General features: G+C 51.2%; 23 protein-coding genes. 16 read left to right on the top strand and 7 right to left on the bottom strand.

Annotation, left to right across the window (positions count from 1 at the left end):
* Nucleotides 1-96: 96 nt before the first annotated feature.
* Nucleotides 97-1728 (bottom strand): PAS domain-containing sensor histidine kinase, encoded by a 1632-nt coding sequence (locus ISX59_RS13565; RefSeq protein ID WP_005808018.1) that lies wholly within the window; start codon nucleotides 1726-1728, stop codon nucleotides 97-99.
* Nucleotides 1729-1967: 239 nt separating this feature from the next.
* Here ISX59_RS13565 and ISX59_RS13560 point away from each other — a divergent pair, with 239 nt between their 5' ends.
* Complete coding sequence (locus ISX59_RS13560) at nucleotides 1968-2816, top strand: AraC family transcriptional regulator (protein WP_032531656.1); 849 nt, start codon at nucleotides 1968-1970, stop codon at nucleotides 2814-2816.
* 134 nt (nucleotides 2817-2950) lie between these two features.
* Here ISX59_RS13560 and ISX59_RS13555 read toward each other — a convergent pair whose 3' ends face one another.
* Complete coding sequence (locus tag ISX59_RS13555; protein ID WP_022011579.1) at nucleotides 2951-4444, bottom strand: IMP dehydrogenase; 1494 nt, start codon at nucleotides 4442-4444, stop codon at nucleotides 2951-2953.
* A 414-nt stretch (nucleotides 4445-4858) separates the two neighbouring features.
* On the opposite strand from ISX59_RS13555, the gene ISX59_RS13550 reads away from it, so the two are divergent.
* Nucleotides 4859-5092 carry a hypothetical protein gene (locus ISX59_RS13550; protein WP_022011580.1) on the top strand — a complete coding sequence of 78 codons (234 nt, stop codon included), beginning with the start codon at nucleotides 4859-4861 and terminating at the stop codon, nucleotides 5090-5092.
* Nucleotides 5093-5421: 329 nt separating this feature from the next.
* Here ISX59_RS13550 and ISX59_RS13545 read toward each other — a convergent pair whose 3' ends face one another.
* Nucleotides 5422-6273, bottom strand: coding sequence for a helix-turn-helix domain-containing protein (locus ISX59_RS13545; protein WP_005782765.1), 852 nt, complete (start codon nucleotides 6271-6273; stop codon nucleotides 5422-5424).
* Nucleotides 6274-6423: 150 nt separating this feature from the next.
* Between ISX59_RS13545 and ISX59_RS13540 the strand changes: the two genes are divergently transcribed.
* The 3 genes from ISX59_RS13540 to ISX59_RS13530 all read left to right on the top strand — a co-directional run bounded on the left by ISX59_RS13540 (nucleotide 6424) and on the right by ISX59_RS13530 (nucleotide 12503).
* Nucleotides 6424-7542, top strand: a complete 1119-nt coding sequence (locus tag ISX59_RS13540) for an efflux RND transporter periplasmic adaptor subunit (RefSeq protein ID WP_220575982.1) — start codon at nucleotides 6424-6426, stop codon at nucleotides 7540-7542.
* Between the two features lie 77 nt (nucleotides 7543-7619).
* Nucleotides 7620-10829, top strand: coding sequence for an efflux RND transporter permease subunit (locus ISX59_RS13535; RefSeq protein ID WP_220575981.1), 3210 nt, complete (start codon nucleotides 7620-7622; stop codon nucleotides 10827-10829).
* Nucleotides 10830-11129: 300 nt separating this feature from the next.
* Nucleotides 11130-12503: a TolC family protein gene (locus tag ISX59_RS13530; protein ID WP_032539506.1), complete on the top strand. Its 1374-nt coding sequence runs from the start codon at nucleotides 11130-11132 to the stop codon at nucleotides 12501-12503.
* A 302-nt stretch (nucleotides 12504-12805) separates the two neighbouring features.
* Here the strand turns inward: ISX59_RS13530 and ISX59_RS13525 are convergent, their stop codons facing one another.
* Nucleotides 12806-14086, bottom strand: a complete 1281-nt coding sequence (locus ISX59_RS13525) for an O-acetylhomoserine aminocarboxypropyltransferase/cysteine synthase family protein (RefSeq protein WP_005782776.1) — start codon at nucleotides 14084-14086, stop codon at nucleotides 12806-12808.
* Between the two features lie 170 nt (nucleotides 14087-14256).
* On the opposite strand from ISX59_RS13525, the gene ISX59_RS13520 reads away from it, so the two are divergent.
* Together ISX59_RS13520 and ISX59_RS13515 are read left to right on the top strand one after the other, a co-directional pair.
* Nucleotides 14257-15285 (top strand): N-acetylmuramoyl-L-alanine amidase, encoded by a 1029-nt coding sequence (locus tag ISX59_RS13520; protein ID WP_032537684.1) that lies wholly within the window; start codon nucleotides 14257-14259, stop codon nucleotides 15283-15285.
* A gap of 128 nt (nucleotides 15286-15413) precedes the next feature.
* Nucleotides 15414-16370 (top strand): homocysteine S-methyltransferase family protein, encoded by a 957-nt coding sequence (locus tag ISX59_RS13515; RefSeq protein WP_032539507.1) that lies wholly within the window; start codon nucleotides 15414-15416, stop codon nucleotides 16368-16370.
* Between the two features lie 29 nt (nucleotides 16371-16399).
* On the opposite strand, the gene ISX59_RS13510 is transcribed toward ISX59_RS13515, so the two are convergent.
* Nucleotides 16400-17395, bottom strand: coding sequence for a hypothetical protein (locus ISX59_RS13510; protein ID WP_032539508.1), 996 nt, complete (start codon nucleotides 17393-17395; stop codon nucleotides 16400-16402).
* A gap of 151 nt (nucleotides 17396-17546) precedes the next feature.
* Between ISX59_RS13510 and ISX59_RS13505 the strand changes: the two genes are divergently transcribed.
* The 6 genes from ISX59_RS13505 (at nucleotide 17547) to ISX59_RS13480 (ending at nucleotide 21112) form a co-directional block, all read left to right on the top strand.
* On the top strand, nucleotides 17547-17804 hold the full coding sequence (locus ISX59_RS13505; RefSeq protein WP_032539509.1) for a hypothetical protein: 258 nt from the start codon (nucleotides 17547-17549) through the stop codon (nucleotides 17802-17804).
* Between the two features lie 256 nt (nucleotides 17805-18060).
* The gene (locus ISX59_RS13500) at nucleotides 18061-18336 is read left to right on the top strand and encodes a hypothetical protein (RefSeq protein WP_005780965.1); all 276 of its coding nucleotides are present in this window, start codon (nucleotides 18061-18063) and stop codon (nucleotides 18334-18336) included.
* A 246-nt stretch (nucleotides 18337-18582) separates the two neighbouring features.
* Nucleotides 18583-19029, top strand: coding sequence for a GNAT family N-acetyltransferase (locus ISX59_RS13495; protein ID WP_032539510.1), 447 nt, complete (start codon nucleotides 18583-18585; stop codon nucleotides 19027-19029).
* Nucleotides 19026-19658, top strand: a complete 633-nt coding sequence (locus tag ISX59_RS13490) for a CatB-related O-acetyltransferase (protein WP_220575980.1) — start codon at nucleotides 19026-19028, stop codon at nucleotides 19656-19658. The genes ISX59_RS13495 and ISX59_RS13490 overlap by 4 nt, the downstream gene beginning before the upstream one ends.
* A gap of 151 nt (nucleotides 19659-19809) precedes the next feature.
* Nucleotides 19810-20559, top strand: coding sequence for a subclass B1 metallo-beta-lactamase CfiA2 (locus tag ISX59_RS13485; RefSeq protein WP_015083750.1), 750 nt, complete (start codon nucleotides 19810-19812; stop codon nucleotides 20557-20559).
* A gap of 226 nt (nucleotides 20560-20785) precedes the next feature.
* Nucleotides 20786-21112 (top strand): multidrug efflux SMR transporter, encoded by a 327-nt coding sequence (locus tag ISX59_RS13480; protein ID WP_220575979.1) that lies wholly within the window; start codon nucleotides 20786-20788, stop codon nucleotides 21110-21112.
* A 9-nt stretch (nucleotides 21113-21121) separates the two neighbouring features.
* On the opposite strand, the gene ISX59_RS13475 is transcribed toward ISX59_RS13480, so the two are convergent.
* On the bottom strand, nucleotides 21122-21808 hold the full coding sequence (locus ISX59_RS13475; RefSeq protein ID WP_015083751.1) for an HAD family hydrolase: 687 nt from the start codon (nucleotides 21806-21808) through the stop codon (nucleotides 21122-21124).
* Between the two features lie 129 nt (nucleotides 21809-21937).
* Here ISX59_RS13475 and ISX59_RS13470 point away from each other — a divergent pair, with 129 nt between their 5' ends.
* From ISX59_RS13470 to ISX59_RS13460, 3 genes are all read left to right on the top strand, one after another.
* Entirely contained in the window at nucleotides 21938-22822 is an 885-nt protein-coding gene (locus tag ISX59_RS13470; RefSeq protein ID WP_217737589.1) for a hypothetical protein, read from the top strand.
* Between the two features lie 196 nt (nucleotides 22823-23018).
* On the top strand, nucleotides 23019-23894 hold the full coding sequence (locus ISX59_RS13465; protein ID WP_217737588.1) for a fimbrillin family protein: 876 nt from the start codon (nucleotides 23019-23021) through the stop codon (nucleotides 23892-23894).
* Between the two features lie 165 nt (nucleotides 23895-24059).
* The gene (locus tag ISX59_RS13460) at nucleotides 24060-24890 is read left to right on the top strand and encodes a fimbrillin family protein (protein WP_220575978.1); all 831 of its coding nucleotides are present in this window, start codon (nucleotides 24060-24062) and stop codon (nucleotides 24888-24890) included.
* A 340-nt stretch (nucleotides 24891-25230) separates the two neighbouring features.
* Here ISX59_RS13460 and ISX59_RS13455 read toward each other — a convergent pair whose 3' ends face one another.
* The gene (locus ISX59_RS13455; RefSeq protein WP_005780981.1) at nucleotides 25231-26013 is read right to left on the bottom strand and encodes a hypothetical protein; all 783 of its coding nucleotides are present in this window, start codon (nucleotides 26011-26013) and stop codon (nucleotides 25231-25233) included.
* Between the last annotated feature and the right edge of the window lie 23 nt (nucleotides 26014-26036).

Raw genomic sequence — 26036 nt, 5'->3', positions numbered from 1 at the left:
CATTCTTAAAATAAACACAGAAACGGGGAAATCACAAGCGGTTATGGGACAACGCGCAACGTGACTTTCCCCGTTTCATTCGGGTCCTCCCCGTTTCTATTTTCCTCCTACCGGCAAGCAGACTTCAAACCTCGCCCCCTCACCCGCTTCGGACTCCGCACGAATCTCTCCGCCGAAATGTTCCACAATCGTCTTGCAGATGGCAAGTCCCAACCCTGTTCCTTGAACAAAAGAATCTCCTTTATAAAAGCGCTCAAAAACATGCGCGATCACCTCCTCCGACATTCCCTTCCCGGTGTCTTCGACAAACAGCTCTACGTCCTTCTCCCCCCTCCGGCGATAGCCTATCCGGATGCTGCCCCGGCTCGTAAACTTTATCGCGTTATTGATCAGATTGTTCACCACCTGCTCCAGCCTTACCGGGTCCGCAGTAATCGACACATCCTCTGCGGGCAGATCCGCAATCAGTTCTACACCGGGCTTCACGTTCAGACGCTGCATGCGGGCTATGTCGGCAAACATCTTGTTCAGTGAGAAAACCGAAACGTTAAACTCCATGGTGTTCGATTCAATCTTCGAAAGATCCAGAATATCCGAAATCAGGAACATCAGCAACTGCCCGTTCTTCTCTATCAACGCAGCATACTCCTCGATGTCCTCCGGCCTTAAATCGGACTGCTCGCTCACCAGCAGTGTGGAAAAACCCACGATGGCATTCAGCGGAGTACGGATCTCGTGACTCATATTGGCCAGGAAAGCACTCTTCAATCGGTCGCTCCGCTGTGCCTTCCGGAGGGCATCGTTCAGCCTGTCCTCTATATCTTTATGCCGCTGCGTACTCATGCAGATACCTACAATACGGAACGGCAAATCTGACAGTTGCCCCACATAAGTAGACTGCCCCTCGAACCACTCCCAGCCCCCGTCTCCCCGGCGCAGACGATAAGGTACGGGTGCCTCGTACAAGTTTCCCGTCAACTGCCCGGCAAGGGCGTCGAAAAGTACCTTCCGGTCATCGGGATGCACCAAGTCGGAAAACTGTTCCATGGTCAGTGTATAATCTTGAGTCGGAATCTTCAGGTAGTCGAAATAACGCGGGTCAATCACCATCAGGTTCCGCTCCATGTCGAACGACCAGGAAAAGATATGTGTTTTGCTCAGGGCGATATTCAGCACATGCCGTTGCGTCCGTTCTTCAAGCACATTGCGCAGGTAGACGATCATCTTGATCAAGCGCCCGCTTTCATAAATCCCCACAATGCCGCCTTGAATCAGGAAGCTGATATTGGAACGGGGTTCGCGAATGAAGCAATTGGTAGAAAACAAAATGTTGCGCTTTCCGCTCTGTATCTCTTCCAGAAACCGGGGCAAAAGGTTCTCCTTGTCCTGGATCAGTTCGATGATGTCAACTGCCTGCCGCCCGGCAACCTGCCTCAAATCCAGTTGCAGTTCTTCCAGCAACAACTTGTTCATCCGTTCTATCTTCCCGTCAGCGCCGAGGACAAGAATGCTCAGCGGCCACACATCAAACAGTTGCCTGCATACGGCATCTCCCACCAGCGCCTTTTTGAGCGCCCGCCTCTGCCCGTAGAGGCACTTCACCGCCACACACAAGGCAAACACGACAATAAGCAGCAAAACAATAACCGTAATCAGACTATTGTCCCCAATGGCCAAAGAAGAAAAAAAGACAGGAAAAACAAAGGTGTTGAATGAAGATCGGTTCATATAAATTCAGTTGTGTCAAGGCACAAAGATCGTACTAATATCAGTTATCGGCAACGGATCGGGTTGGAAATAATATTCTATTATTCTCACAAAATATTCCATCGTGTACGGATTGACCACTTTTAACTATGACAGGAAAAGCCCCGTACAGAATTAACAAGTCATTAACTATATTAGACCATAATATAATGACTTTTGCAACCAAAAAGGGATCTCAGCGTTATAGCAAACAAAAGAACATGCTTACTCCAGAATTAAATATATCGGCCAATTTCACCACTGCCGACCGCATCAGCAGCGAAACACTGTGGGCATATTGTGCCGAACTCAAAAAGACAAAAGCCGTCATATTTGCCCTCTGCATACGGGGGCGTGTCAAGGCAATGATCAACCTGGTGCAATACAATATCGGTCCCGGTACGATGATCGCTATCCCCTCAGAAAGTTTCGTACAAGTGCTGAAGACATCGGACGATGTGCAGCTGCATGCGGTACTCTTTTCACTTGCGTTCATCCACGAAACCCACTTGGACAGATCGATCATCCATACGTTCTACATCATCAACGAACACCCCTTGCTCCCATTGTCCCCGAAAATTTTCGGCATCTACGTCCAGACTTTCGCGCTTTTGACACACATCCATAAAGACGCTCCGTTCCTCTTCAGTCATGCCACACTGAAGTCTATGCTTGAAGCACTCCTACAGGGGTTCACAGAGCTCAGTCAGCGAAAAGCGTTGTCGCAGGTAGCGCCCGCCAACAAACATTCCGCCGTCTTTCGCCAGTTTGTCCGACTGGTACAGGAGAATCATGCCCGCCAACATCAGGTACAGTTTTATGCGGCCGAAATGGGAATGAAATCGACTACCCTCTGCCACATCATAAAGAAAGAATCGGGCGGACAGACAGCAATGGAAATCATCAACAGTATCCTGATCCTGGCTGCCCGAACCCTGCTGCGAACCACACCCACTCCGGTGAAAGACATTGCCTTGAACCTGGGATTCAACAACGCGGCGTTCTTCAATAAGTTTTTCAAGAAGCAAGTGGGGATGACCCCACAGAAGTTCCGGAACGCAGAGAAATAAGGTCAGACCTACGAAACAGGCGGACCGAAACGAGTTTCAACAACTATACAGTCATCTCAAACCCCGTATCCGTCCGCCTGTCCTATATTATTCGCACTTATTGGATGGCCTGTGTGCGGATAATGAAAAGTTTATTATCCTTTTTCCTTCAGAATCACGTCGTGTGCCCCGCCTTCTACGATACTGGTAGACGAAACCAATGTAATCTTGGCGTTTTGCTGCAAATCGGGAATGGTAACGGCACCGCAACTGCACATCGTAGCTTTGATCTTGCTCAGTGTGGCAGCCAGATTATCTTTCATCTTACCGGCATAAGGCACGTAACTATCGACTCCCTCTTCGAACTTCAAAGATTCCGTTCCGCCCATATCATAGCGCTGCCAGTTCTGGGCACGGTTCGAACCTTCTCCCCAGTACTCTTTCACATAATTGTTCTTGATGCAGAGCTTCTTTGTAGGCGATTCGTCGAAACGGGCAAAGTAACGGCCCATCATCAGGAAATCGGCCCCCATGGCAAGGGCAAGCACCATATGATAGTCGTGCACCAGTCCGCCGTCGCTGCAAATAGGCACATAGATGCCTGTGCGTGCCTGATATTCGTCACGGGCACGAGCCACGTCCTGCAAGGCAGTCGCCTGTCCGCGTCCGATACCTTTCTGTTCACGGGTGATGCAGATAGATCCACCGCCAATGCCCACTTTCACGAAGTCCGCACCGGCTTCCGCCAGATAGAGGAAGCCTTCTTTATCTACCACGTTACCGGCACCTACCAGTACTTTATCCCCATACTGCTGCTTGATCCATTGCAGAGTCTCATATTGCCATTCCGAATAGCCGTCCGAAGAATCGATGCAAAGCACATCCACTCCTGCTTCTACCAGAGCAGGTACACGTTCCTGATAGTCACGGGTATTGATACCGGCACCCACCAGCAATTTCTTATCGGGGCTTGACACCTCGTTAGGGTTTTCCTTGTGGCTGTCGTAATCTTTGCGGAAAACGAAATAAGCCAGACGGCCGTCCTTGTCGATGATGGGAAGAGTGTTGAGTTTGTGGTCCCAGATAATCTGGTTCGCTTCGCTCAGTGTCAGTCCCACTTCGCCTACAATCAGCTTGTCGAAAGGGGTCATGAAGTCTTTGATCTTTTTGTCCAGCGGATCTCTGGAAAGGCGATAGTCGCGGCTGGTTACCAATCCCAGAAGATGTCCGTTCGGTGTGCCGTCATCCGTGATTCCGATGGTAGAGTGTCCGGTCTGACGAAGCAGGCGAAGTACATCATCCAACGTATGTTCCGGTGTCAGGTTCGAGTCACTGGTCACGAAACCGGCTTTAAATTTCTTCACTTTCCGCACCATTTCCGCCTGACTGGCGATGGGTTGCGAGCCGAAGATAAACGAGAGTCCTCCGTTGCGTGCCAGCTCGATAGCCAGTTCGGGACCGGAAACCGACTGCATGATTGCCGAAACGAAAGGAATGTTCAATTCGATTGCTGCTTGTGTGCCTGCCGCATGTTTCACCAGCGGGGTGCGTAAAGATACATTGGAAGGTACACACTGTTTGGTGGTAAGACCGGGAATAAGTAAATATTCACCGAAAGTTCTTGATACTTCTTCTACGTAAACTGCCATAAGATAAGTTGTTTTTTGGCATGCAAAATTACATCTTTCTTTTTAATTATGTGACAGGGACAGGGGTATTTTTTTCAATTATCCCTTCACAGCATCCTATTCTTCTGCCGTCCGTCCATTCAGGCACGGATATTATTGATAAGTCTCAAACGTATGTCCCTCTTTCCGGAGTTGGCCGGCATATTGCTGCAAGGCGGCATCGGATATGCCCAAAGGTTCTGACAATACAGACATAGCCTGATTTCTTTAGTTCACCGGCAAAGGTAATACAAACCGGACTACGTCATGCTTTCCTTATAGATTTAATCCGAAACCGGCATCCCTGCTTTTAAATTAACAGAAAACAACGCCATTTAGCAAACACTTTCGTACCTCCGGTGTTATTCATTACCATACTATAAATAACTACCGCTTATGTCACAAGAAATGAAAGCATTCTCCGGAATGAAAACTACACGGAATTTCAGTTTCAGTCATTCCGAAGTCATTATCAACAGCACACCGGGCAGAAAAGTTGTTCTGGAATCGACTCTGTTGGAACAGTCGCCAATTGAAAAAGGATGTGGAGATACCTCTTCACAGGCATGGAAGGCGACTCCGGCAGAAAGCCGGACAAGGCCTGTGTATAACGAGATCTGGTATACATAAGCAACCGCCTTTCCTGTTTTTATTCAATCACACACAAGAGCCGGATACTTCGGTTCCATCCGGAGAATGCGTCGTTTGGATACGCATCCTACAGGGGGACATCTGTTACCTTAAATGCCGACTTCATTTACGTGCCGGGATAACCGGTTTTACGTGCCGGGGTAAATGGTTTTACGTGCCGGGGTAAACGGTTTTACGTGCCGGGGTAAATGGCTTTACGTGCCGGGGTAAACGGTTTTACATTGAAAGAAAAATATAGGTAAATACAATCTGCTGATTATCAAGATTACCGGGACGGATGTCGCAACTACGCATTTCCCAGAGAACTCCTATTTTATACCCGCCAACCTCGCCCTGTACTCCATCGGCGAAACCCCTTCGTGACGTTTGAAATACCGGCCAAGATAAGATTGGTCGGGGAAGCTCAGGCGGTCGGCTATCTCCTGGATACTGAGATCGGTGGACTGGAGGAGGACTTTGATCTCCAAGGCCGTGAAATCATCAATCACTTTTTTGGCTGAGCCGCCCATAAGGGAGCGGCAGATGCTCGTCAGGTATTTGGTAGAAATGCAGAGACGGTCAGCGTAGAACACAACGTCGCGCTGCGAACAACAATGCTCGTGCACCAAGGTGACGAACTTATGAAAAAGCTCGTTCGGACGGTTGCCGCCTTCGATCTCTTTATGGGTGAAAAGGCGGTGCACTTTGTCGTATACATCGAGCAGGAAGCTTTGCAGGTGGTTGCGGGCTATCTGGTTGCGGAAGCGGTGGTCGGTGTCGGCGAAGATGGCGCCGGTGGCGTGCAGAAGACCATTGATGGGGGCGGTAAATTCGGGAGGGAGCGTATAGCAGGGCTTCTCCTTGAGGAAGCGGAAGAAGGAGGGTTCGAAGCGGATGCAGGCTTCACGGAACATCTCGATGTGGGAGGCGAAAAAGGAGATCTGCAGGTCTTCGCTCTTCTCTTCAAGGGTGATGACGGAGCCGGGCAGGAGGACAACCTGGGTATTGGGGGTGATCTCGTATTTCTTCAGGTCGATGGCAAGCGTGGCATGACCGCTGCGGCAGTAGAGAATGATGGCACAGTTGAGCTTGTGCAACCGGTTGTAGAAAGGGGCGAAGTCGTCGGTTCCTGCCACGAAGGGCTGGTCGAGAGTGAGAGTGAGCGGATTACTTTTTTCCATATCGTGTTCTTTATTTCGCCTGCAAAGGTAGGTCTTTTTAGTGAATTAGGCGAAAAGTTGTTCCGATTATGAACAATAGTGGGGCGGGTATGAAAAGCTGCCGAAGGGGAAAACGCTCTACCTTTGCCGCGACAAAATTAAATAGGAACTATGATTGAAAAGGTAAGTAAAGTGAAACAGGCCGTGATACTGGCCTGCTGTCTGGCCGTCGGGGGATGCAAGCAAGCACCGCAGGCAAACGTGGAGTCGGGATACAAAGTGATGACCCTCGCGCCTGCCGACCGGACGCTATCGAGTACGTATTCGGCAACGATACGCGGACGACAAGACATCGAGATCTATCCGCAGGTAGGCGGCACGCTGACGCAGGTGTGTGTCAGCGAGGGGGAACGGGTGAAACGGGGACAGTCGCTGTTCGTCATCGACCAAGTGCCTTACGAGGCTGCCTTGCAGACTGCCCTGGCAAACGTGGAGGCGGCAAAGGCGTCGCTGGCCACAGCACAACTGACGTATGACAGCAAGCAGGAATTGTACAGGCAGAACGTGGTGTCCGCCTTCGACCTGAGCACGGCAAAGAACTCTCTCCTGGCAGCGCAGGCGCAACTGGCGCAGATGAAGGCACAGGAGGTGAACGCACGCAACAACTTATCGTATACGCTGGTGAAGAGTCCGGTGGACGGAGTAGTGGGCACGCTGCCCTACCGGGTGGGAGCACTGGTGAGCGCCAGCCTGCCGGAACCGCTGACTACCGTTTCGGACAACTCGGACATGTACGTCTACTTCTCAATGACGGAGAACCAGCTCTTAGGACTGATCCGCCGTTACGGATCGAAAGAGGAAGCCTTGAAACAGATGCCGGAAATCGGCCTGCAACTGAACGACCGTTCGGACTATCCGCAGGCGGGACGGATCGAGACGATCAGCGGGGTGATAGACCGCACGACGGGAACGGTGAGCCTGCGGGCGGTGTTTCCCAACCGGGAAGGGCTGCTGCATAGCGGCGGCGCCGGAAACGTGATCGTGCCGACGGAGAAGACGGGAGCGCTGGTGATTCCGCAAGCGGCCACATTCGAAGTACAGGACAAGGTATTTGTATATAAGGTAGTGGACGGCAAGGCGCAATCGGCTCCGGTACAGGTGACGCGCGTCAACGGCGGACAGGAGTACATCGTGGAGAGCGGGCTACAGACCGGTGACGTGATCGTGGCCGAAGGCGTCGGACTGCTCCGGGAAGGAACGGAGATCAAAGCGGTGAACGAGGAACAGTGAACGCTCATCGTATGCAATAAAACAAAGAACAAGGCTCACCACAGAGTGGCACAAAGGAAACATATAACCCTATAATTATGAACTTACGAACATTCATCGAACGGCCCGTCCTATCGGCCGTTATCTCCATCACCATCGTCGTGGTCGGGATCATCGGGCTGTTTACGTTGCCCGTCGAACAATACCCGGATATCGCCCCGCCAACCATCATGGTCTCCACCAGCTACTTCGGAGCCAGCGCGGAGACGTTGCAAAAGAGTGTCATCGCCCCGCTCGAAGAGGCCATCAACGGAGTGGAGGACATGACGTATATGACCTCCAGCGCCACCAACGCCGGAACGGTCTCCATCACTGTCTACTTTAAACAGGGAACCGACCCGGACATGGCGGCGGTGAACGTGCAGAACCGGGTCTCCAAAGCCACGGGACAGCTCCCCTCGGAGGTGAACCAGGTGGGTGTCACCACCTCGAAGCGGCAGACGAGTATCCTGCAAATGTTCTCGCTCCACAGCCCGGACGACTCTTACGACGAGGCTTTCCTGGCCAACTACATCAGTATCAACCTCAAGCCGGAGATTCTCCGCATCTCGGGCGTGGGCGACATGATGATCATGGGAGGCGACTACAGCCTGCGCATCTGGATGAAACCGGACGTGATGGCGCAATACCGCCTGATCCCCTCGGACGTTTCGGCGGTGCTGGCGGAACAGAACATCGAGTCTGCCACCGGATCGTTCGGCGAGAACTCCGACGAGACGTACCAATACACCATGAAGTACAAAGGCCGCCGCATCACCCCGGAGGAGTTCGGCGAGATCGTGATCCGCTCCACCGACGACGGGCAGGTGCTGAAACTGAAGGACATCGCCACCATCGAATTAGGACAGGAAAGCTACGCCTACAGCGGAACGACGGACGGGCACAACGGTATCTCGTGCATGCTCTTCCAGACTGCAGGCTCCAACGCTACGGAGGTGAACAACCGCATCAACGACTTCCTTGAAGAGGCGCGCAAAGACCTCCCCCGCGGAGTGGAACTGACGCAACTGATGTCCAGCAACGACTTCCTCTACGCCTCCATCCACGAGGTGGTGAAGACGCTGCTCGAAGCCATCCTGCTCGTGATCCTCGTCGTATACATCTTCTTGCAGGACATCCGCTCGACGCTGATCCCGCTGGTGGGCATCATCGTGTCGCTCGTCGGTACGTTCGCCTTCATGGCGATGGCGGGATTCAGTATCAACCTGATCACGCTGTTCGCGCTGGTACTGGTCATCGGTACGGTGGTGGACGACGCCATCGTGGTGGTCGAGGCCGTGCAGGCACGGTTCGACGTGGGCTACAAATCGTCCTACATGGCGAGCATCGACGCCATGAAAGGCATTTCGAACGCCGTCATCACCTCGTCGCTGGTATTCATGGCGGTGTTCATCCCCGTATCGTTCATGTCCGGCACATCGGGGACGTTCTACACGCAGTTCGGACTGACGATGGCCGTAGCGGTAGGCATCTCCGCCGTGAACGCCCTGACACTGAGCCCCGCCCTCTGCGCGCTGCTGCTGAAACCGTACATCAACGAGGACGGCACGCAGAAGCAGAACTTCGCCGCCCGCTTCCGCAAAGCGTTCAACGCGGCGTTCGACGTGGTGATAGACCGTTACAAGGGCATCGTGCTCTTCTTCATCAAGCACCGTTGGCTGACGGGCGGACTCCTCGTGGCAAGTATCGCCCTGCTGGTGGTGCTGATGAATACGACGAAGACCAGCCTCGTGCCCGACGAAGACCAGGGCGTGGTGTTTGTCAACGTCAGCACCGCCGCCGGGAGTTCGCTGCGCACGACGGACGAGGTGATGAAGCGCATCGAGCAGCGCATGGAACAGATTCCGCAAGTGGAACACGTGCAGAAAGTGGCGGGCTACGGACTGCTGGCGGGCCAGGGAAGCTCGTTCGGTATGTTGATCCTGAAACTGAAACCGTGGGACGAACGCCCCGGAAAGGAAGACAACGTGCAGTCGGTCATCGGCCAGGTATACGGATGGACGGGCGACATCAAGGACGCCACCGTATTTGCCATCTCACCGGGAATGATCCCCGGATACGGTATGGGTAACGCCCTCGAACTGCACATGCAGGACAAGACGGGAGGCGACGTGAACACCTTCTTCCAGACCACACAGCAGTATCTGGGCGCGCTGAACCAGCGTCCGGAGATCGCCATGGCCTACTCCACGTTCGACGTCCGCTACCCGCAATGGCTGGTTGAGATAGATCCGTCGAAATGCAAGCGCTCGGGCATCACCCCCGACCAGGTGTTGAGCACCCTATCGGGCTACTACGGCGGGCAGTACGTGTCCAACTTCAACCGCTTCTCGAAAGTATATAAGGTGATGATCCAATCCGACCCGCAATACCGCCTCGACGAAGCTTCGCTGGGCAACACCTTCGTGCGGATGTCGAACGGCGAGATGGCGCCTCTGAGCCAGTTCGTGACGCTGACCCGCACCTACGGAGCCGAGTCGCTGAGCCGCTTCAACATGTACAACTCCATCGCCGTGAACGCCATGCCGGCCGACGGTTACAGTACGGGTGACGCCATCCGTGCCGTACAGGAGACAGCCTCCACCGCCCTGCCCAAGGGCTACGGCTACGACTACGGAGGCATCACCCGTGAGGAGACGGAGCAGAGCGGCACGACGGCGATCATCTTCGGCATCTGCTTCCTGATGATCTACCTGATTCTGAGCGCGCTCTACGAGAGCTTCCTGATCCCCTTCGCGGTGCTCCTGAGCGTGCCGTGCGGACTGATGGGTTCGTTCCTCTTCGCCCGCCTGTTCGGTCTGGAGAACAACATCTACCTGCAAACGGGACTGATCATGCTGATCGGTCTGCTGGCCAAGACGGCCATCCTGCTCACCGAGTATGCCGCCGAACGCCGCAAAGCGGGCATGGGGCTGATAGCCTCCGCGCTGAGCGCCGCAAAAGCCCGTCTGCGCCCGATATTGATGACGGCACTGACGATGATCTTCGGGTTGTTCCCGCTGATGGTGGCGAGTGGCGTAGGGGCAAACGGTAACCGTTCGTTGGGAACGGGCGCCGTGGGCGGTATGGTCATCGGTACGCTGGCACTGCTGTTCATCGTGCCGTCGCTCTTCATCGCTTTCCAGTGGTTGCAGGAACGCATTCGTCCGGTACAGGCCGAACCGACGCACGACTGGCAGATCGAGGAAGAGATCGCAGTGAGCGACCGGGAAAAGAAGGAAGCGAAAGGAGGGGCTTTGAAGGAATAAAGGGTTCTTTTCACCACAGAGGAACACAGAGTGACACAGAGGAAGACAGGTTATTGGTATGAATGATCAAAAGAGCAAGATTCACCCGGTGATACTCTACCCGGTGATACTCTGTACTACTCCGCGATACTTTACTTCGTATCGCTCTGTATGACTCCGTACCACTCCATATCACTCTGTGATATGGAGTGGTGAAAAGAGTTCTTCCCCCGTTCAACCCTATTTATCATTAGCAGCCCCCTCCCCTCCTCTTCCACCGGAGGAACCCGGGGGAGGGAGGCTCCCATAAAACAAGCAATCATGAAAAAGTTAATCATATCCCTTGCCGCCACGCTGGCACTCAGCAGTTGCGGCATTTACTCCAAATACAAATCCGCTACCGAGGTTCCCGACGGCCTTTACGGCCAAGAAGGCGTGAATCCTTCCGACTCCGCCTCCAACCTCGGCAGCCTCCCCTGGCAGGAGGTCTTCACCGATCCTTGCCTCCGCACGCTGATCGACACCGCCCTCGTGCGCAACACCGACCTGCGTACGGCCCACCTCCGCGTGAAAGAGGCCGAAGCCACCTTGCTCTCCGCCCGACTCTCCTATCTGCCCGCCTTCTCCCTCTCTCCGCAGGGAACGGCCAGCAGCTTCGACGGCGGGAAAGCCTCGCAAACCTACTCACTGCCCGTCAGCGCCAGTTGGGAGATCGACATCTTCGGCCGGCTGACGAACGCCAAGCGGCGTGCACAAGCTGTCGTGGCGCAGAGCCGTGATTATGAACAGGCGGTACAGACGCAACTGATTGCCGCCGTCGCCAACAACTACTATACGTTGCTGATGCTCGACGCCCAGATCGAGATCTCCACCGCCACCGAAGCCGCCTGGAAAGAGAGCGTCGCCACCACCCGCGCCATGAAAGCTGCCGGAATGGTGACCGAAGCCGCCCTCTCGCAGACTGAGGCCACATACTACAATATATGTACCACCCTGCTCGACCTGCGCGAACAGCTCAACCAGGTGGAGAACGCCCTTTCGCTCCTCCTTGCCGACGTCCCCCGCACCCTTCCCCGCGGACGCCTCGCCGAGCAGCGCCTGCCGGAGAACCTTTCGGTGGGCGTGCCCTTGCAGATGCTTGCCAACCGCCCCGACGTGCGCAGTGCCGAACAGTCGTTGGCACAGGCATTCTACACTACCAATGCCGCCCGTTCCGCCTTCTACCCCTCGATCACGCTGAGCGGCAGCGCCGGCTGGACAAACTCGGCAGGTGCGATGATCGTCAACCCGGGCAAGTTCCTTGCCACCGCCGTGGCCTCGCTGACGCAGCCTTTGTTCAACCGGGGAGCGAACATCGCCCAGCTCCGCATAGCCAAAGCGCAACAGGAGGAGGCACGCCTCAGCTTCGAACAGACGTTGCTCAACGCCGGAAGCGAGGTCAACAATGCCCTGGTGCAATATCAGACGGCACGGGACAAGGCAAACTACTTCGAGAAGCAGGTGGCTTCCCTCGAAAACGCCGCCCGCAGCACACAACTGCTGATGAAGCATGGCAACACGACTTATCTGGAAGTGCTCACCGCACAGCAGACGTTGCTCAATGCGCAACTCTCGCAAGTGGCCAACCGGTTTACTGAAATCCAGGGGGTCATCACCTTGTATCAGGCATTGGGGGGAGGAAGAGAGAGAAGTTAAGAAGAGGAACTCACCACAGAGTAACACAGCGTAACACAGAGGGAGTCAAGCCGATAACCAACGACTTGACATCCACTCTGTGCTACTCTGTGCCATTTTGTGGTAAACCCTCTTTTCTTTATACTCCCTTTGCAAACATTTTCATCTCAGTACCGTTGTCCCGAGATAAGAATGTTTGTAAAGACCCGATAAAGAAAGTGAGAAAGCAGTAAAAAGGAAAAGGAAAGAGAAGAAGAAACAAAAACATCCTGCTTCATCGGACAGGGATAAAACAGGATGTAAAAAAAGACGAGGGAAAGGGGTTATGCGTTCAGTGCCTGTTCGATGTCCGCTATAATGTCATCCGCATTTTCGATTCCTACGGACAGACGGATCAGGTCCGGACGGACACCGGCTTCGATCAACTGCTCGTCTGTCAGCTGCCGGTGCGTATGGCTGGCGGGATGGAGCACACAGGTACGCGCATCGGCCACGTGGGTGACGATGGCGGCCAGTTTCAACGAGTCCATGAACTTGATGGACAACTCGCGTCCGCCTTTCAACCCGAAAGAGATTACACCGCAAGAACCATTCGGCATGTACTTCTGCGCCAGTTCGTAGTATTTATTACCCGGAAGACCGCAATAGTTCACCCAAGCCACCTTATCGTTCTGTGCAAGGTATTCGGCCACCTTCTGTGCATTGCCGCAGTGCTGGGGCATACGCAGGTGCAATGTCTCCAGACCTAAATTCAGCAAGAAGGCATTCTGCGGACTCTGGATACTGCCCAGGTCACGCATCAGTTGAGCAGTTGCCTTAGTCATGTAGGCACCCTTGCCGAAAGCCTTTGTATAAGTCAGTCCGTGATACGATTCATCCGGTGTGCAAAGTCCCGGGAACTTATCGGCATGGGCTTCCCAATCAAAGTTTCCGCTGTCCACGATACAGCCGCCTACGCTGGTGGCGTGTCCGTCCATATACTTGGTGGTAGAGTGCACCACGATATCCGCTCCCCATTCGAACGGACGGCAGTTGATCGGTGTCGGGAAGGTATTATCAACGATCAGGGGCACTCCGTGGCTGTGGGCAATGCGGGCAAACTTCTCAATGTCGAGCACTTCGAGCGACGGATTGGAGATTGTCTCACCAAACAGCGCTTTCGTGTTCGGGCGGAAAGCAGCCGAAATCTCTTCTTCATCGGCATCGGGGCTAACGAATGTGACGTCGATGCCCAGTTTTTTCATTGTCACCCCAAAGAGGTTGAACGTTCCGCCATAGATGGCCGACGAACAGACGAAGTGATCGCCTGCCTGGCAGATATTGAATATGGCATAGAAATTGGCAGCCTGGCCGCTGGAAGTCAGCATGGCTCCCACACCTCCTTCAAGGGCGGCAATCTTGGCAGCTACGGCATCGTTCGTCGGATTTTGCAGGCGGGTATAGAAGTAACCGCTCTCTTCAAGATCGAACAGACGGGCCATCTGCTCACTGGTTTCGTATTTAAAAGTAGTACTTTGATAGATGGGCAGCACGCGCGGCTCGCCCTTTTTCGGAGTCCATCCTGCTTGTACACACAGGGTTTCGGGCTTGAATTGTTTTGCCATAATGTTATTGAGTTTACGATTATATTGCCTTAAAAAAGTTATATCGACGCAAAAGTAGAGAAAATTATTGGTTTAAAAGGCTATCTTTGCGGGCGAAAAAGCAAAAATTCACCATAGAAGTCAAACAATTAGGTACAGCAGCCAAGCCTGCATCTTTTATACGTAGCAATATGAAAAGGAAACTCTGTCTTCTCCTGTTCTTCTGTTCCTTATTTACTGCCCCTGCTTTATGGGCACAGCAGAAAGCCACTCCTAAATCCGGTGAGGGAATCTCTTCCTTCCTCCTGCGCCACAACCGTGCTCCAAAGAAATATTATGATGACTTTATCGAACTCAACAAAACCCGATTAGGCAAAAGCAGAACTCTGAAGATGGGTGTCACTTATCTGATTCCTCCCGTCAAAAAGGCATCGGACACCACCCCTGAGAAAGAATCCGAAACGGGGTCTGCACACCGGTCCAAACGTACGGAAGTCAACGAACCGCTGTTCGGGAAATGGCTGGCTAATGTCAAGGTAACCTCCGACCGCCTTGCCGGTGCCTGTTTCTATGTGGTCAGCGGACACGGCGGCCCCGACCCCGGTGCCATAGGCCGTGTTGGTAAACACGAACTTCACGAAGACGAATATGCCTATGACATCGCCCTGCGCCTGGCACGCAACCTGATGCAGGAAGGTGCCGAGGTACGCATCATCATTCAGGATGCCAAAGACGGTATCCGCGACGAGGCCTACCTGTCCAACAGCAAACGGGAAACCTGCATGGGCTCTCCCATCCCTCTGAACCAGGTACAACGCCTTCAGCAGCGTTGCGATAAAATCAACACCCTCTACCGGAAGGATCGCAAGAAATTCAAGTACTGCCGGGCCATCTTCATCCATGTAGACAGCCGCAGCAAAGGCACCCAAACCGACGTCTTTTTCTATCACTCCAACCGCAAGGCCGAAAGCAAACGTCTCGCCAGGAATATGAAAGCAACTTTCGAATCCAAATACGGCAAGCACCAGCCCAACCGTGGCTTCTCGGGCACCGTAAGCGGACGCAACCTGTATGTTCTGGCACACACCACACCCGCCTCTGTATTCGTTGAACTGGGTAACATCCAGAATACTCTCGACCAGCGTCGTCTGGTGATCCCTTCCAATCGGCAGGCACTTGCCAAATGGTTGATGGAAGGGTTTATAAAGGACTATAAATAAAGCCGAGTCTCTTGTTTTTCTGAAAGATTACAAAAGGATGTGAACACAGCAGGAACAGATAACCGGAATGAGCTGATTAATCCTATATTTGTCTCCGGATGTAAAGTAAAACTTCTAAAGTCATTCTTATGGATCAGCTATCTTTTGTAGAATCATTCCGGACTTCTCCTTTCATTCTCACCGAAGGCGCTATTGTAGAACGTTTGCGTCACGAATTCCAGATCCCGTTGGACAAACATATCGTCCATGCCGCCCTGATTTACAATGACTCTTACCGTGAGATACTGGCGGAAATCTATCGCCAGTATCTGCAAATTGCCGCAGACTTCCGCCTGCCGCTGATGCTGATGACTCCTACCCGCAGAGCCAATATGGAACAAATCGCAGAATCGGACTACCGGCATAAGAATGTATTGGCAGATAACGTATCTTTCCTTTCCAGGTTCCGCACCGGAACTTCCATTCCGGTTTACATCGGTGGGTTAGCCGGATGCCGCGGCGACGCGTACGACGGACGTTATTGCCTGTCCGTTGAAGAAGCGATGGAATTTCATTTTCCGGCAGTCCGCATGATGGCGGAGGCAGGAGTAGACTATCTGTTTGCCGGCATCATGCCTCAGCTGACAGAAGCCATCGGAATGGCGAATGCCATGGCGGCAACCGGGTTACCTTATATTATCAGTTTTATGGTATGCCGTGACGGACGCCTGATAGACGGAACCTTTATCCATGACGCCATTGATGCTATCGAAAAGGAGACTTCCACCCGGCCTCTATGTTATATGGCCAACTGTATACACCCCGATATCCTGCATCAGGCATTGCTCCATCCCCGGAATGACACTCCTCTGGTGCGTCAGCGCTTCCAAGGTATCCAGGCCAATGCGGCCAACCTTAGTCCGGAAGAACTGAACGGGTGTGAGCATCTGATTTCCTCTCCGCCGGAAGAACTGGCAGACAGGCTGATGACACTTTTGTGGGATTTCCCGTTAAAAATCTGCGGGGGCTGCTGCGGCACTAACCAGCAACATATGCGTCGTTTTGCCGAAATGCTGGCTTGCCGCCGTGACAAGATGGGGCGATAATGATCCGTACCGGGCCTGCAATACCCCTATCACCCCTTCCTTCTACGGTTCAGATACCTCCGCAACAGGGTAGGTGTAAAGCAAAACACTAACTGAGCCTTGCTCCATTTATAACATTGCTGAAAAACAAGCATGCCAATAGTAATGAACAAAGCGGCACCTATGGCAGCCTGCAAAGGTAACCAACGTATTCCCTCCTGTGGGATAATCAACGGTATCAGTGCCAACGCACCGGCAGGGGCAAAATACTTTCCGGTCCATTCGAAGATGGCAAACAAACAACAGATAACAGACAAGGCGACAATTGTTTCGGGCAAATGCAAATAAGAGTGTCCGACGATCTGAAAGGCAGTACCCAGACTGGCTCCGGTCACCAAAAACAGAAACACCTGCATGGGACGGTTTCTGAAGCCCGCTTTGGAATTGACAATCTCGGTAAAGGTGACAATCAACGGAGGAATAATGAAATAAGCATATCCGCAGAAAAGCGAAAAGGCAGCGACCAGAGAAACAAAAAACAGCAAAGCTCCCCAACGACAACTCTCTTTTTTCCACTCACGCTCCGGTACGGCATAATTGGTTTCTTTACGCAAACCAGCTTTTTCCATAAGTCTCTGCCCGCTGACAAGAATCACGGTAAGGAAAAATACGGCTGTCGGATAGATCCATGTCTCAGTATGCAGCAACACAGGCAGCATGCAAGCCGAAATCAATGGGATCAATGTGGTCCGGCTGAACATCAGGCAACAGGCAGCAAAGGTAAAAGCCATACATAAATTGCAGAGCAACGGCAAAGGAGAATAACGCACGATACAAACTCCTGCAACCGCTCCTGCCGTCATCATCCATATTATTTGCCAACGCCTGACTTTCCAAACTCTCTTATCAATCACCCACATCCCTATAGTGAGTGCTGCCATCTCCGGAAAAATAATTTCTTTCTCCCCTGCCCATTCCGCCAGGCCTACCATCAGAATAACCATGAAGGCAGAGAAAACGTATCTGATCTTTTTCGCTTTGTCCATAATGAAGTCTAATAAAGAACCGCAAAGATAGTGATTTTCAGAGTTAACGGTTGCAGACATAGTAAATTAACCGCAAATCCCGACTTCTATGTAATCATAATCCTCTCTTTTTTGTTACTATCTTTAAGTTTAACATCAAATCCTTATTATTATGTCCGATTTCATCCGAAAGCCGTCCGATAAGCTGACGAGCAATGAACGTAAAGAGTTAGATACTTCTGAGTTCGGTATTCCTGAGTTGAGGGAGTTTCCTATCCATGACGCTGCGCATGTACGTGCGGCAGAAACTTATTTCAGGTATGCACCCGAAGAATATAAAGCGCAATTGGCACGGAATATTCTCGCCAAAGCACACCTGTTCGGGGTGAATGTAAAGAGTCCGACCATTCTGGAATGGGCGGAGAAATGACAGGAGACAACAGAGATTTGGGTATTAAAGAATGATAAGCAGTAGAAGCAGGAGATTTAAAAAGCAAGAGAGCTTAAATTAAAAAGGTAATAGGGCTAAAAGACAGCCAATCCTTAAAAAGACAGCAAGATTTAAAAAAGACAGTAAAATTTTAAAAGGGCTAAAAAGCAATAGGTTACGAATAAGCAAAGAGAATCCCGAATTATTTTCTATTTTTGTATTCGTAATGCTAATTCACTAATAAAAACTGCTGTATATGAGCTTCTCGGGATTTGTTTTTGATATGATCAGGCGCAATAAGGAAAACAGGGATCTGCTTACTTTGCGCCGGGAACGGATGAAGGACCTCCAAGGTAAAATGTACCGGAAAGGAACGCTTCAGAATCCGAATATTACTGTTGAGGAGCTGGAAAAGATAGAAAAAGCCACCCGGGAAAAAGAAAAGGCGGAAACGCAATACTATCTCCGCTCCACACTGATCTTTCTGGCTGTGTTGGCAGTACTGGCACTCCTGCTCTGGTGGATCTTTTAACAGTCGCATGGGACAAATGGTCCGGCATCGGTTACAATCCACCGTATCATATTCCCGCTTGGTTTTACCATAAGTATTTTTCCGGCAAGTAACTTTCTTATTTCTTCTTTCATATCCTTTGTGCGGGGAGCAGGGTTTGTTTTATGGATGTATTCTTGTTGTACGGCACAAAAGTAAAGAAGTTCTTTCGAATCACGGATTTATTTGTACTTTTGTTGCACCTTGACTTTACAAAGCACAAAAGAAATGGAAATCAGAAAGTTAGCTCAATCAGAAAAAAGGATGGCGATGGACCTTGCCTGGGAAGTATTTATCGAATTTGAAGGACCGGACTATCCGCAGGAAGGGACAGATCATTTCCGAAGTTTTATCGACAACACAGAAATGGTGGGAGAAATGGAAGTATACGGTGCTTTCGATGGCAACATACTTGCGGGAATGATCGCTCTCCGCAGTTCCGGCAGTCACATTTCCCTCTTTTTTGTGCGCAAAACGTATCAGCAGCGAGGCATCGGCAAGCGGCTGTTCGAGACTGCGATACGAAGCGGGCACGCAGAGACGATTACCGTCAACTCTTCTCCCTATGCCGTCGGGATTTATCACAAGCTGGGCTTCACCGCCGTCACCGGAGAGAAAACCGAGAACGGCATCCGGTTTACACCTATGGAATACAAATCAGAACTAAAATCATGAACGCAAAAACTTATCCACGTACCAATGACTCCCAGACAATCTATCTGAATACGGTCATCCGGAATCCTAACATCACGGTTGGGGACTATACCATATATAACGATTTTGTCAACGACCCTACCCTGTTCGAAAAGAACAATGTGCTGTATCACTACCCGATCAACGGAGACCGCCTGATAATCGGCAAGTTTTGTTCCATCGCCTGTGGAGCTAAGTTCCTTTTCAACAGTGCTAACCACAGTCTGAAATCATTGTCGGGCTACACCTTTCCCCTCTTCTTCGAGGAGTGGAATTTGGACAAGAAAGATGTCGCTTCCGCCTGGGACAACAAGGGGGACATCGTCATCGGCAACGATGTCTGGATCGGTTACGAAGCCGTCATCATGGCAGGCGTACACATCGGAGACGGAGCCATCATCGCTTCCCGGGCAGTCGTAACCAAAGACGTGCCTCCTTATACAATTGTAGGCGGCACTCCGGCAAAAGAAATACGTCCGCGTTTCGACCGGGAGACCATCCTCCGGTTGCAAAGCTTACGATGGTGGGACTGGGAAGTTGAGAAGATCCGCCAAGCCCTACCTGCCATTATGAAAGGAGATATAGAGGGGCTTGCGGCTGTGGCCGGATAATGCTTAGAGATCATAAAAGAAAGAAAAAGAAACAGTATCCAGACGGCACACGAACTTATAAAAAGAAGTATCATTACTAAACTTTCCCAACATCGGAAAAACAACTATAAAATATAAATGTTAGTTTGAATACAGCATATAAAAGAATAAAATGAAAACAGTATTTATCCTTATCTCCATGCTTTTCCCTGTCGCAGTTATGGCACAGAAAAGCGTAAAAATATCCGATGATATCAGTATCACCCAACTCTCGGACAAAGTGTACACTTATGTATCCCTCGCCGAAATCGAAGGATGGGGTATGGTACCTTCCAACGGAATGATTGTTATCAACAACCATCAGGCAGCGTTGCTGGACACACCGATCAATGACGCACAAACGGAAACGCTGGTCAACTGGGTAGCGGACTCTTTGCATGCCAAAGTCACCACGTTTATCCCGAACCACTGGCACGGCGATTGTATTGGCGGACTGGGTTACCTGCAAAAGAAAGGTGTCCAATCATATGCAAACCAGATGACGATAGACCTCGCCAAGGAAAAAGGGTTGCCCGTACCGGAACATGGATTCACCGATTCACTGACCGTCAGCTTGGACGGCATGCCTCTCCAATGTTATTATTTAGGAGGCGGACATGCGACCGACAATATCGTGGTTTGGCTGCCGACAGAGAATATCCTTTTTGGCGGATGTATGCTTAAAGACAACCAGGCGACAAGCATCGGCAACATCTCGGACGCGGACGTGACGGCATGGCCGAAAACTCTCGATAAGGTAAAAGCCAAGTTCCCCTCGGCCCGCTACGTCGTGCCCGGACATGGCGACTATGGCGGAACCGAACTGATAGAGCATACCAAGCAGATCGTGAACCAATATATAGAAAGCACCTCAAAGCCATAGCCCGAATTGTAGGCATCTACCCGGTATTCTATGAACGAAGAGGCGAGAACTTTTATCTCGTCCACAGAATGTAACGCCGGCCACAAACGAGACATAAAAATATCAATTGAACAACACAACAGATCCTTGTTTCATCTACGGCGTAGCACGGTTAAGTCTTTTTTTATCAATTGTTAAGCGTTTCTTCCCGATTATTAGCGATCTTTGCCATCAAAAAATAAACGATATGAATTGGATTATCCTAACGATTGCCGGATGCTTTGAAGTGCTGTTCACTTTCTGCATGGGGAAAGTGAAAGAAACAACCGGAACGGAAATGTACCTGTGGTTCACCGGATTCCTGATCGCAACTTTTATAAGTATGTTACTACTGGTGAAAGCCACCCAGAATCTGCCCATCGGCACAGCTTATGCCGTGTGGACAGGGATAGGCGCTGTGGGTACGGTGCTCGTAGGTATCCTTGTGTTCAGGGAACCCGCCAATTTTTGGAGGCTCTTCTTTATAGAGATGCTGATCAGTTCAATAATCGGGCTGAAGATGGTTTCGCATTGAGGGGGAAGTTCATCCCCTCAGCACCTCCGGCAATTCCGCCAACGAACGGATCATCAGATACTCCTTCCCCGACGGATGAATCTCCTCGTGTTTCCACATCGCCTCAGCCGGTACGTGGATGGCCTGCCCACCCAATGACAGAACCGGGAGCACATCCGATTTCAACGAATTGCCCACCATCAGGAAGGATTGCGGAGCGACGTCCAGTGAAGAGATCAACCGCTGATAATCCTCCGGCGCTTTGTCGGTCATAATCTCCGTATGGTCAAAGTAATGGGCAATGCCCGAACGCTGTAGTTTCCGTTCCTGATCGAGCAGATCGCCTTTGGTTGCCACGACCAGTTTATAATCGTCTTTCAAGGTTTCGAGCGCTTCCGTCACCCCGCCGAGCAGACGGATGGGCATCTCCAACAGCTCTTTTCCCATCTCCACAATGCGTCCGATCACTTCGGCCGGCACCCGGTTGCGGCTGATCGTCACGGCTGCCTCCACCATCGAAAGGGTAAACGGCTTAGCGCCATATTTATAGATATCCATGTTCTCCATCTCTATGTCGAACAGGCGAGAGGAGACCTCTTCCGCCGTTCCATATTCACTCAGCAACCGGCAGAACTCACTCTCCACCTCGTCGTAAAACACCTGGTTGTCCCATAACGTATCGTCCGCATCGAATGCGATCACTTTTATCTCCTGCATGTCTCTCTTTTTTTTAATCCCTGCAAAAATACGCTTATAAAACGAATAAACGGCCAAAGGCTTGCATTTCTCCCCACATTTAACGAATATTGCAACCGAACTTATGAATAACCTCTTAACAAGAAAGGCATGACTTATACACACTTCGGAAAGCAGGCGGATGTGCTGAAACATCTCCTTTTGTGTGAACTGCTACGCATCGAAAAGCCGCAGGTCTACGTAGAAACCAATGCTGCCTGCGCGCAATACGCCTTGGAAAAAACGCCTGAACAGGAGTACGGCATCTACCATTTTCTGAAGAAAGCCGGAACCGCAGGAAAAGAATGTATACCCGAGCGTGCTGAATATCATCACCCCAAAGGGGCGCTCCGCCGATCTGTCTATTATCAGCAGGAGAGCGAAGCAATGCAGGCAAACCGCTACATCGGCTCACCCGGACTGGCAATGAATATCTTAGGGGATACGGCACGCTATATTTTCTTCGATATCGAATCGGAACCCTTGGAGAACGTATGCCAGTATGCCGCCACAAAAGGATTGAAAGAATGTATAACCTTGTTCAATCGTGATTCCATCGAGGGGACTCTTGAATTGCTTTCTTCCCTCCCCGCATCGTCGTTCCTCCACATCGATCCTTACGAGATAGACAAACCCGGCAGAAACGGCCGTACTTATCTGGATGTGTTCATAGAAGCAGCCAAGGCAGAGATGCGATGTTTCCTTTGGTACGGCTACATGACGTTGGAGGATAAACGGCATCTGGAGGAATTAATCGCCCAAAGCTTACCGGAAGCGAATATCAGAAACGCGACGGGAGTAGAACTGACCCTGAAGATGATAAAGGAAGACATCGCAGAGAGCAACCCGGGCGTATTGGGGAGCGGCGTTTTAGGAGCGAACCTGTCTGAAGAATCGAATGCGGTAATCCAAAAATATGCCGCATGGCTGGAAGAGATCTACAAAGACGCAAAGTACAAGAATCTGGATGGATCGGTGTATCTGACCCAACGATAAACAATGGGATTCATACCCGCATCGCTCCGGACGCTAAGAGCGATGAACCGGATATATACCTTTCCGGCCTGTCTTAAATTATCTTGTGCCAATTTCGAGAACCAACCCCTACCTCTTTTGTTATTACCGCATTATCTTAGATGTTTAATTTCTAAATAGTAAATTCTAATGTGTGATAACCTAAAACAACAGAAGTATGAAAAAGTTAATGTTTGCTGTAATAGCTTGCGCGATGGCCCTGTCGGGCTGCTCTTCGGAGGATGATTGCACCACTGTAAATCCCCAGCCTGAAGAAAATGCCACGGAGATCAAATTAAATGCCGGCATCCTGGGCGTGGCAACCCGTGCACCGGTGTCGACGAATGATAACATTACAGCCTCGTTCGTGGCATCCACTACCGATGGAGACTATACGACGAACGCATGGAACTCTACCGTGACATTCGTAGCCTCCCCCACACCGACGTCTGCGCTCTCTTTCAGTCCGGCACGTTATTATCCGGTGAATAGTTCGACCATCTATATCAAAGGTTACTATCCGGCAGGAACACTCGCAGGAAAGAGCGTGACATTCGCAGCCGACGGAACAGAGGATGTGATGATCACCGCCCAGGCTTCCGGAACGAAAGCGACTGCCACCCCCTTGTCGTTCATCTTCAACCACCTGCTGACGCAATTGCAGTTCAAGTTCGTATCCGGCACGGGATATCCCGCATCGGGCGTCAACGTGACCAGCCTCGTGATCAAACAACAGAAGGCACCTGCCACGTTGGACCTGAATACAGCCGCCATGACGTACACTACCAAAGATCTTACGCTTTCGGGAACCTTTCCCATCACAACGGCCGGGGCAACGGTAAGCAATTATCCGATGGTGAAAAGCGGTGAAGCCCTGTCAGTTGCCGTTACCACAAGCGACGGAGTGACCTATCCCGAAACTGCCATCTCCATAACCACCGAGGCCGGAAAGTCGCACCTGATTACGCTGACCTTCACGCCTAAAGAAATCACAGCCGCCATCAGCGTAACAGCCTGGCAGGTAGGAGGACAAGGATCATCCTCGTTACAATAATATACTTTCATAATACGCAGATTGCACAGTATAAGGTTTACGCAGGAGACTGTGGAACATGCCTGAACCGTACAGCCGAAGCCTTGCAGGACATAAGAATTTACACAGGAGACTGTAGAATATACCTGTCTACGCAATCTGTGCCACGCCAAAAAAGAAAGGACGATGAAACGGGCTATCCTCACTCTGATGGGTTGGATGCTGCTCTCGCAAGGGTGCAGCTACGGAGTAGCAGACGACTGTCTGCCACCTGAAGAACCCGTGCCCATACGGATGGCAATCGCGGAAGAAAAACTGCCCACACGGGCACCTGTCACCACGATCGACGCTTCCAATCTGTCGAGTGTCGGCATTTACGCAGTCAAGGAAGGAAGTACTGCCGGTCAATATCCCTGGACACCCACGCCTTTCGCCTTAAACCTGACACCCAGTGGCATCAGCGGCAACCAGATCTCTTTCAACCCCAAGCTTTATTATCCGTTGGGAGGAAAGCGGGTCATCTTCTACGGTTACTATCCCCGTACAACGACAACGGCAACCGCCGGCAACAATTACATCACCGCACCGGACAACGGCATCGCCCCCACCTACCATTTCACACTGACAGGAGCGGAGGATGTGATGTATGCCGTCAGCACTCCCACGGGAAGCACCAGCACTTCGCCCGTCAGCCTCACGTTCAACCATGTGCTGACCCAGCTCCGGCTGAACACTTCCCTTCTGGGTTCGCTGTCCAGCATCAAACTGGTAGGGGTATCCAATAAAGGAACGCTTAACATCGGCAGCGGAGGTGTCACTTATGACAGCTCCGTAACAGACATTGCACTGACTATTCCTCTATTGGGGTCAGTGACCGATGCCGTGATGGTTCCTGCCGGCGTGGCAAGTTATAAGGTGGAAGTCGTCCTATTGCTTTCGCTGCTAAAACGGACGTACCTGGTGAAGCCCACTTCCGGCACTTTCCAGCCAGGAGTGATTTATACGATTAGTCTGTAAGAAGCAGAGCAACCCTAAAAGGAAGTTTGCGTTTCATTCTCCAAGACTTTTTATATCCCAACGATTAGAATCCAATTCACCATAGAGTAACACGGAATCTCACAGAGTTTTAACCAATATAGTCAAGCAAGAGAAAGAAAGCCTCTATGTACCCTGTGGGGAGTCAAGCAATACGATTTCACAACAGAAGGCACAGAATTCTAATTTACTACTTATCCGGATATGTAAGAAAGAAAAGTTTCTTTGTGAGACTCTATGTTACTCTGTGGTAAAAAAAGTTCAGAACAACCCTGAAAAGAAGTCAGTCCTTCATTCTCCAAAGCTTTTTGTGTCCTTTTCATTACGAGAAGAGCAACGACAGAAAGTTAGCCTCCTGCTCCCCGTCTTCGGAGTTGTGGATACAACCGTTTTCCGCCAGCAAGTCGCGATACATCAGGCAGAGCCGCATAGGTGAATGATAAGGTTCATACGTACTGGCGGGAAGTTGTGATACCGTATGCAACGCATCGGCCATCTTCATAGCCGCCCGTTTACTCTCCTGTATCTGTCGGAAGCACTCTTCCCGTTCTTCCCGGCTTCCGGCATTCACCATCCGCGACGCAAGCTCTTCCATCGCCTGAAGAGGTCCCCGAAGTTCCCGGCTGACATGGGAAAAAAAAGCGGAACGCAACCGATCCGCCTGTTCGGTACGTTCTTTCCCGATATGCAGTCGATTCATCTCCATCACCTGTGCGGTAATATTCTTGACATATCCTTTGAGGTAATAAAACCCGTTGCCGAGCGGTTGGCAGGTCACGACATGATTTTCGAGATAGAAGTCCTCTCCATTACCATGCACCTTATAGCGAATACCCTCCTGAGGAGGACGTCCGGCATGGAGGGCAGCCATAAATTGAGTGACTATTTGTGCATCTTCCCCATTCATCAGTTTCAGATAATCCAATGGATCCACATACTGTAATTCGTCGTGCCGGTGTATCGTATCGGCAAATCCAATGTAACGCAATTTCCCCGTTTCGGTACTGTACGTCCACATACCGACCCCTGCCACTTTCAGCATTTCCAGTAATACCTTCTCCCTAAAAAGGGCATCAAGGCTCTCTTTCCGATGTTTTTTCGTCATTCCGTAATGATTATGAATAAGAT

The organism is Bacteroides sp. FSHCM14E1 (genome assembly GCF_019633785.1).
In the GTDB taxonomy this organism is placed as follows: Bacteria; Bacteroidota; Bacteroidia; order Bacteroidales; family Bacteroidaceae; genus Bacteroides; species Bacteroides hominis.
Note: the sequence above shows the minus strand (reverse complement) of the source record. Positions and strands in the feature narration are given on the sequence as shown.

What these genes read in the sequence shown, in the direction of transcription:
- ISX59_RS13525 (WP_005782776.1), bottom strand. Translation starts at nt 14,086, where the DNA reads ATGGCAAAACAATTCAAGCCCGAAACCCTGTGTGTACAAGCAGGATGG.
- ISX59_RS13490 (WP_220575980.1), top strand. Translation starts at nt 19,026, where the DNA reads ATGAACGCAAAAACTTATCCACGTACCAATGACTCCCAGACAATCTAT.
- ISX59_RS13535 (WP_220575981.1), top strand. Translation starts at nt 7,620, where the DNA reads ATGAACTTACGAACATTCATCGAACGGCCCGTCCTATCGGCCGTTATC.
- ISX59_RS13460 (WP_220575978.1), top strand. Translation starts at nt 24,060, where the DNA reads ATGAAACGGGCTATCCTCACTCTGATGGGTTGGATGCTGCTCTCGCAA.
- ISX59_RS13565 (WP_005808018.1), bottom strand. Translation starts at nt 1,728, where the DNA reads ATGAACCGATCTTCATTCAACACCTTTGTTTTTCCTGTCTTTTTTTCT.
- ISX59_RS13530 (WP_032539506.1), top strand. Translation starts at nt 11,130, where the DNA reads ATGAAAAAGTTAATCATATCCCTTGCCGCCACGCTGGCACTCAGCAGT.
- ISX59_RS13485 (WP_015083750.1), top strand. Translation starts at nt 19,810, where the DNA reads ATGAAAACAGTATTTATCCTTATCTCCATGCTTTTCCCTGTCGCAGTT.
- ISX59_RS13465 (WP_217737588.1), top strand. Translation starts at nt 23,019, where the DNA reads ATGAAAAAGTTAATGTTTGCTGTAATAGCTTGCGCGATGGCCCTGTCG.
- ISX59_RS13495 (WP_032539510.1), top strand. Translation starts at nt 18,583, where the DNA reads ATGGAAATCAGAAAGTTAGCTCAATCAGAAAAAAGGATGGCGATGGAC.
- ISX59_RS13515 (WP_032539507.1), top strand. Translation starts at nt 15,414, where the DNA reads ATGGATCAGCTATCTTTTGTAGAATCATTCCGGACTTCTCCTTTCATT.
- ISX59_RS13540 (WP_220575982.1), top strand. Translation starts at nt 6,424, where the DNA reads ATGATTGAAAAGGTAAGTAAAGTGAAACAGGCCGTGATACTGGCCTGC.
- ISX59_RS13510 (WP_032539508.1), bottom strand. Translation starts at nt 17,395, where the DNA reads ATGGACAAAGCGAAAAAGATCAGATACGTTTTCTCTGCCTTCATGGTT.
- ISX59_RS13545 (WP_005782765.1), bottom strand. Translation starts at nt 6,273, where the DNA reads ATGGAAAAAAGTAATCCGCTCACTCTCACTCTCGACCAGCCCTTCGTG.
- ISX59_RS13455 (WP_005780981.1), bottom strand. Translation starts at nt 26,013, where the DNA reads ATGACGAAAAAACATCGGAAAGAGAGCCTTGATGCCCTTTTTAGGGAG.
- ISX59_RS13475 (WP_015083751.1), bottom strand. Translation starts at nt 21,808, where the DNA reads ATGCAGGAGATAAAAGTGATCGCATTCGATGCGGACGATACGTTATGG.
- ISX59_RS13520 (WP_032537684.1), top strand. Translation starts at nt 14,257, where the DNA reads ATGAAAAGGAAACTCTGTCTTCTCCTGTTCTTCTGTTCCTTATTTACT.
- ISX59_RS13500 (WP_005780965.1), top strand. Translation starts at nt 18,061, where the DNA reads ATGAGCTTCTCGGGATTTGTTTTTGATATGATCAGGCGCAATAAGGAA.
- ISX59_RS13480 (WP_220575979.1), top strand. Translation starts at nt 20,786, where the DNA reads ATGAATTGGATTATCCTAACGATTGCCGGATGCTTTGAAGTGCTGTTC.
- ISX59_RS13550 (WP_022011580.1), top strand. Translation starts at nt 4,859, where the DNA reads ATGTCACAAGAAATGAAAGCATTCTCCGGAATGAAAACTACACGGAAT.
- ISX59_RS13555 (WP_022011579.1), bottom strand. Translation starts at nt 4,444, where the DNA reads ATGGCAGTTTACGTAGAAGAAGTATCAAGAACTTTCGGTGAATATTTA.
- ISX59_RS13560 (WP_032531656.1), top strand. Translation starts at nt 1,968, where the DNA reads ATGCTTACTCCAGAATTAAATATATCGGCCAATTTCACCACTGCCGAC.
- ISX59_RS13505 (WP_032539509.1), top strand. Translation starts at nt 17,547, where the DNA reads ATGTCCGATTTCATCCGAAAGCCGTCCGATAAGCTGACGAGCAATGAA.
- ISX59_RS13470 (WP_217737589.1), top strand. Translation starts at nt 21,938, where the DNA reads ATGACTTATACACACTTCGGAAAGCAGGCGGATGTGCTGAAACATCTC.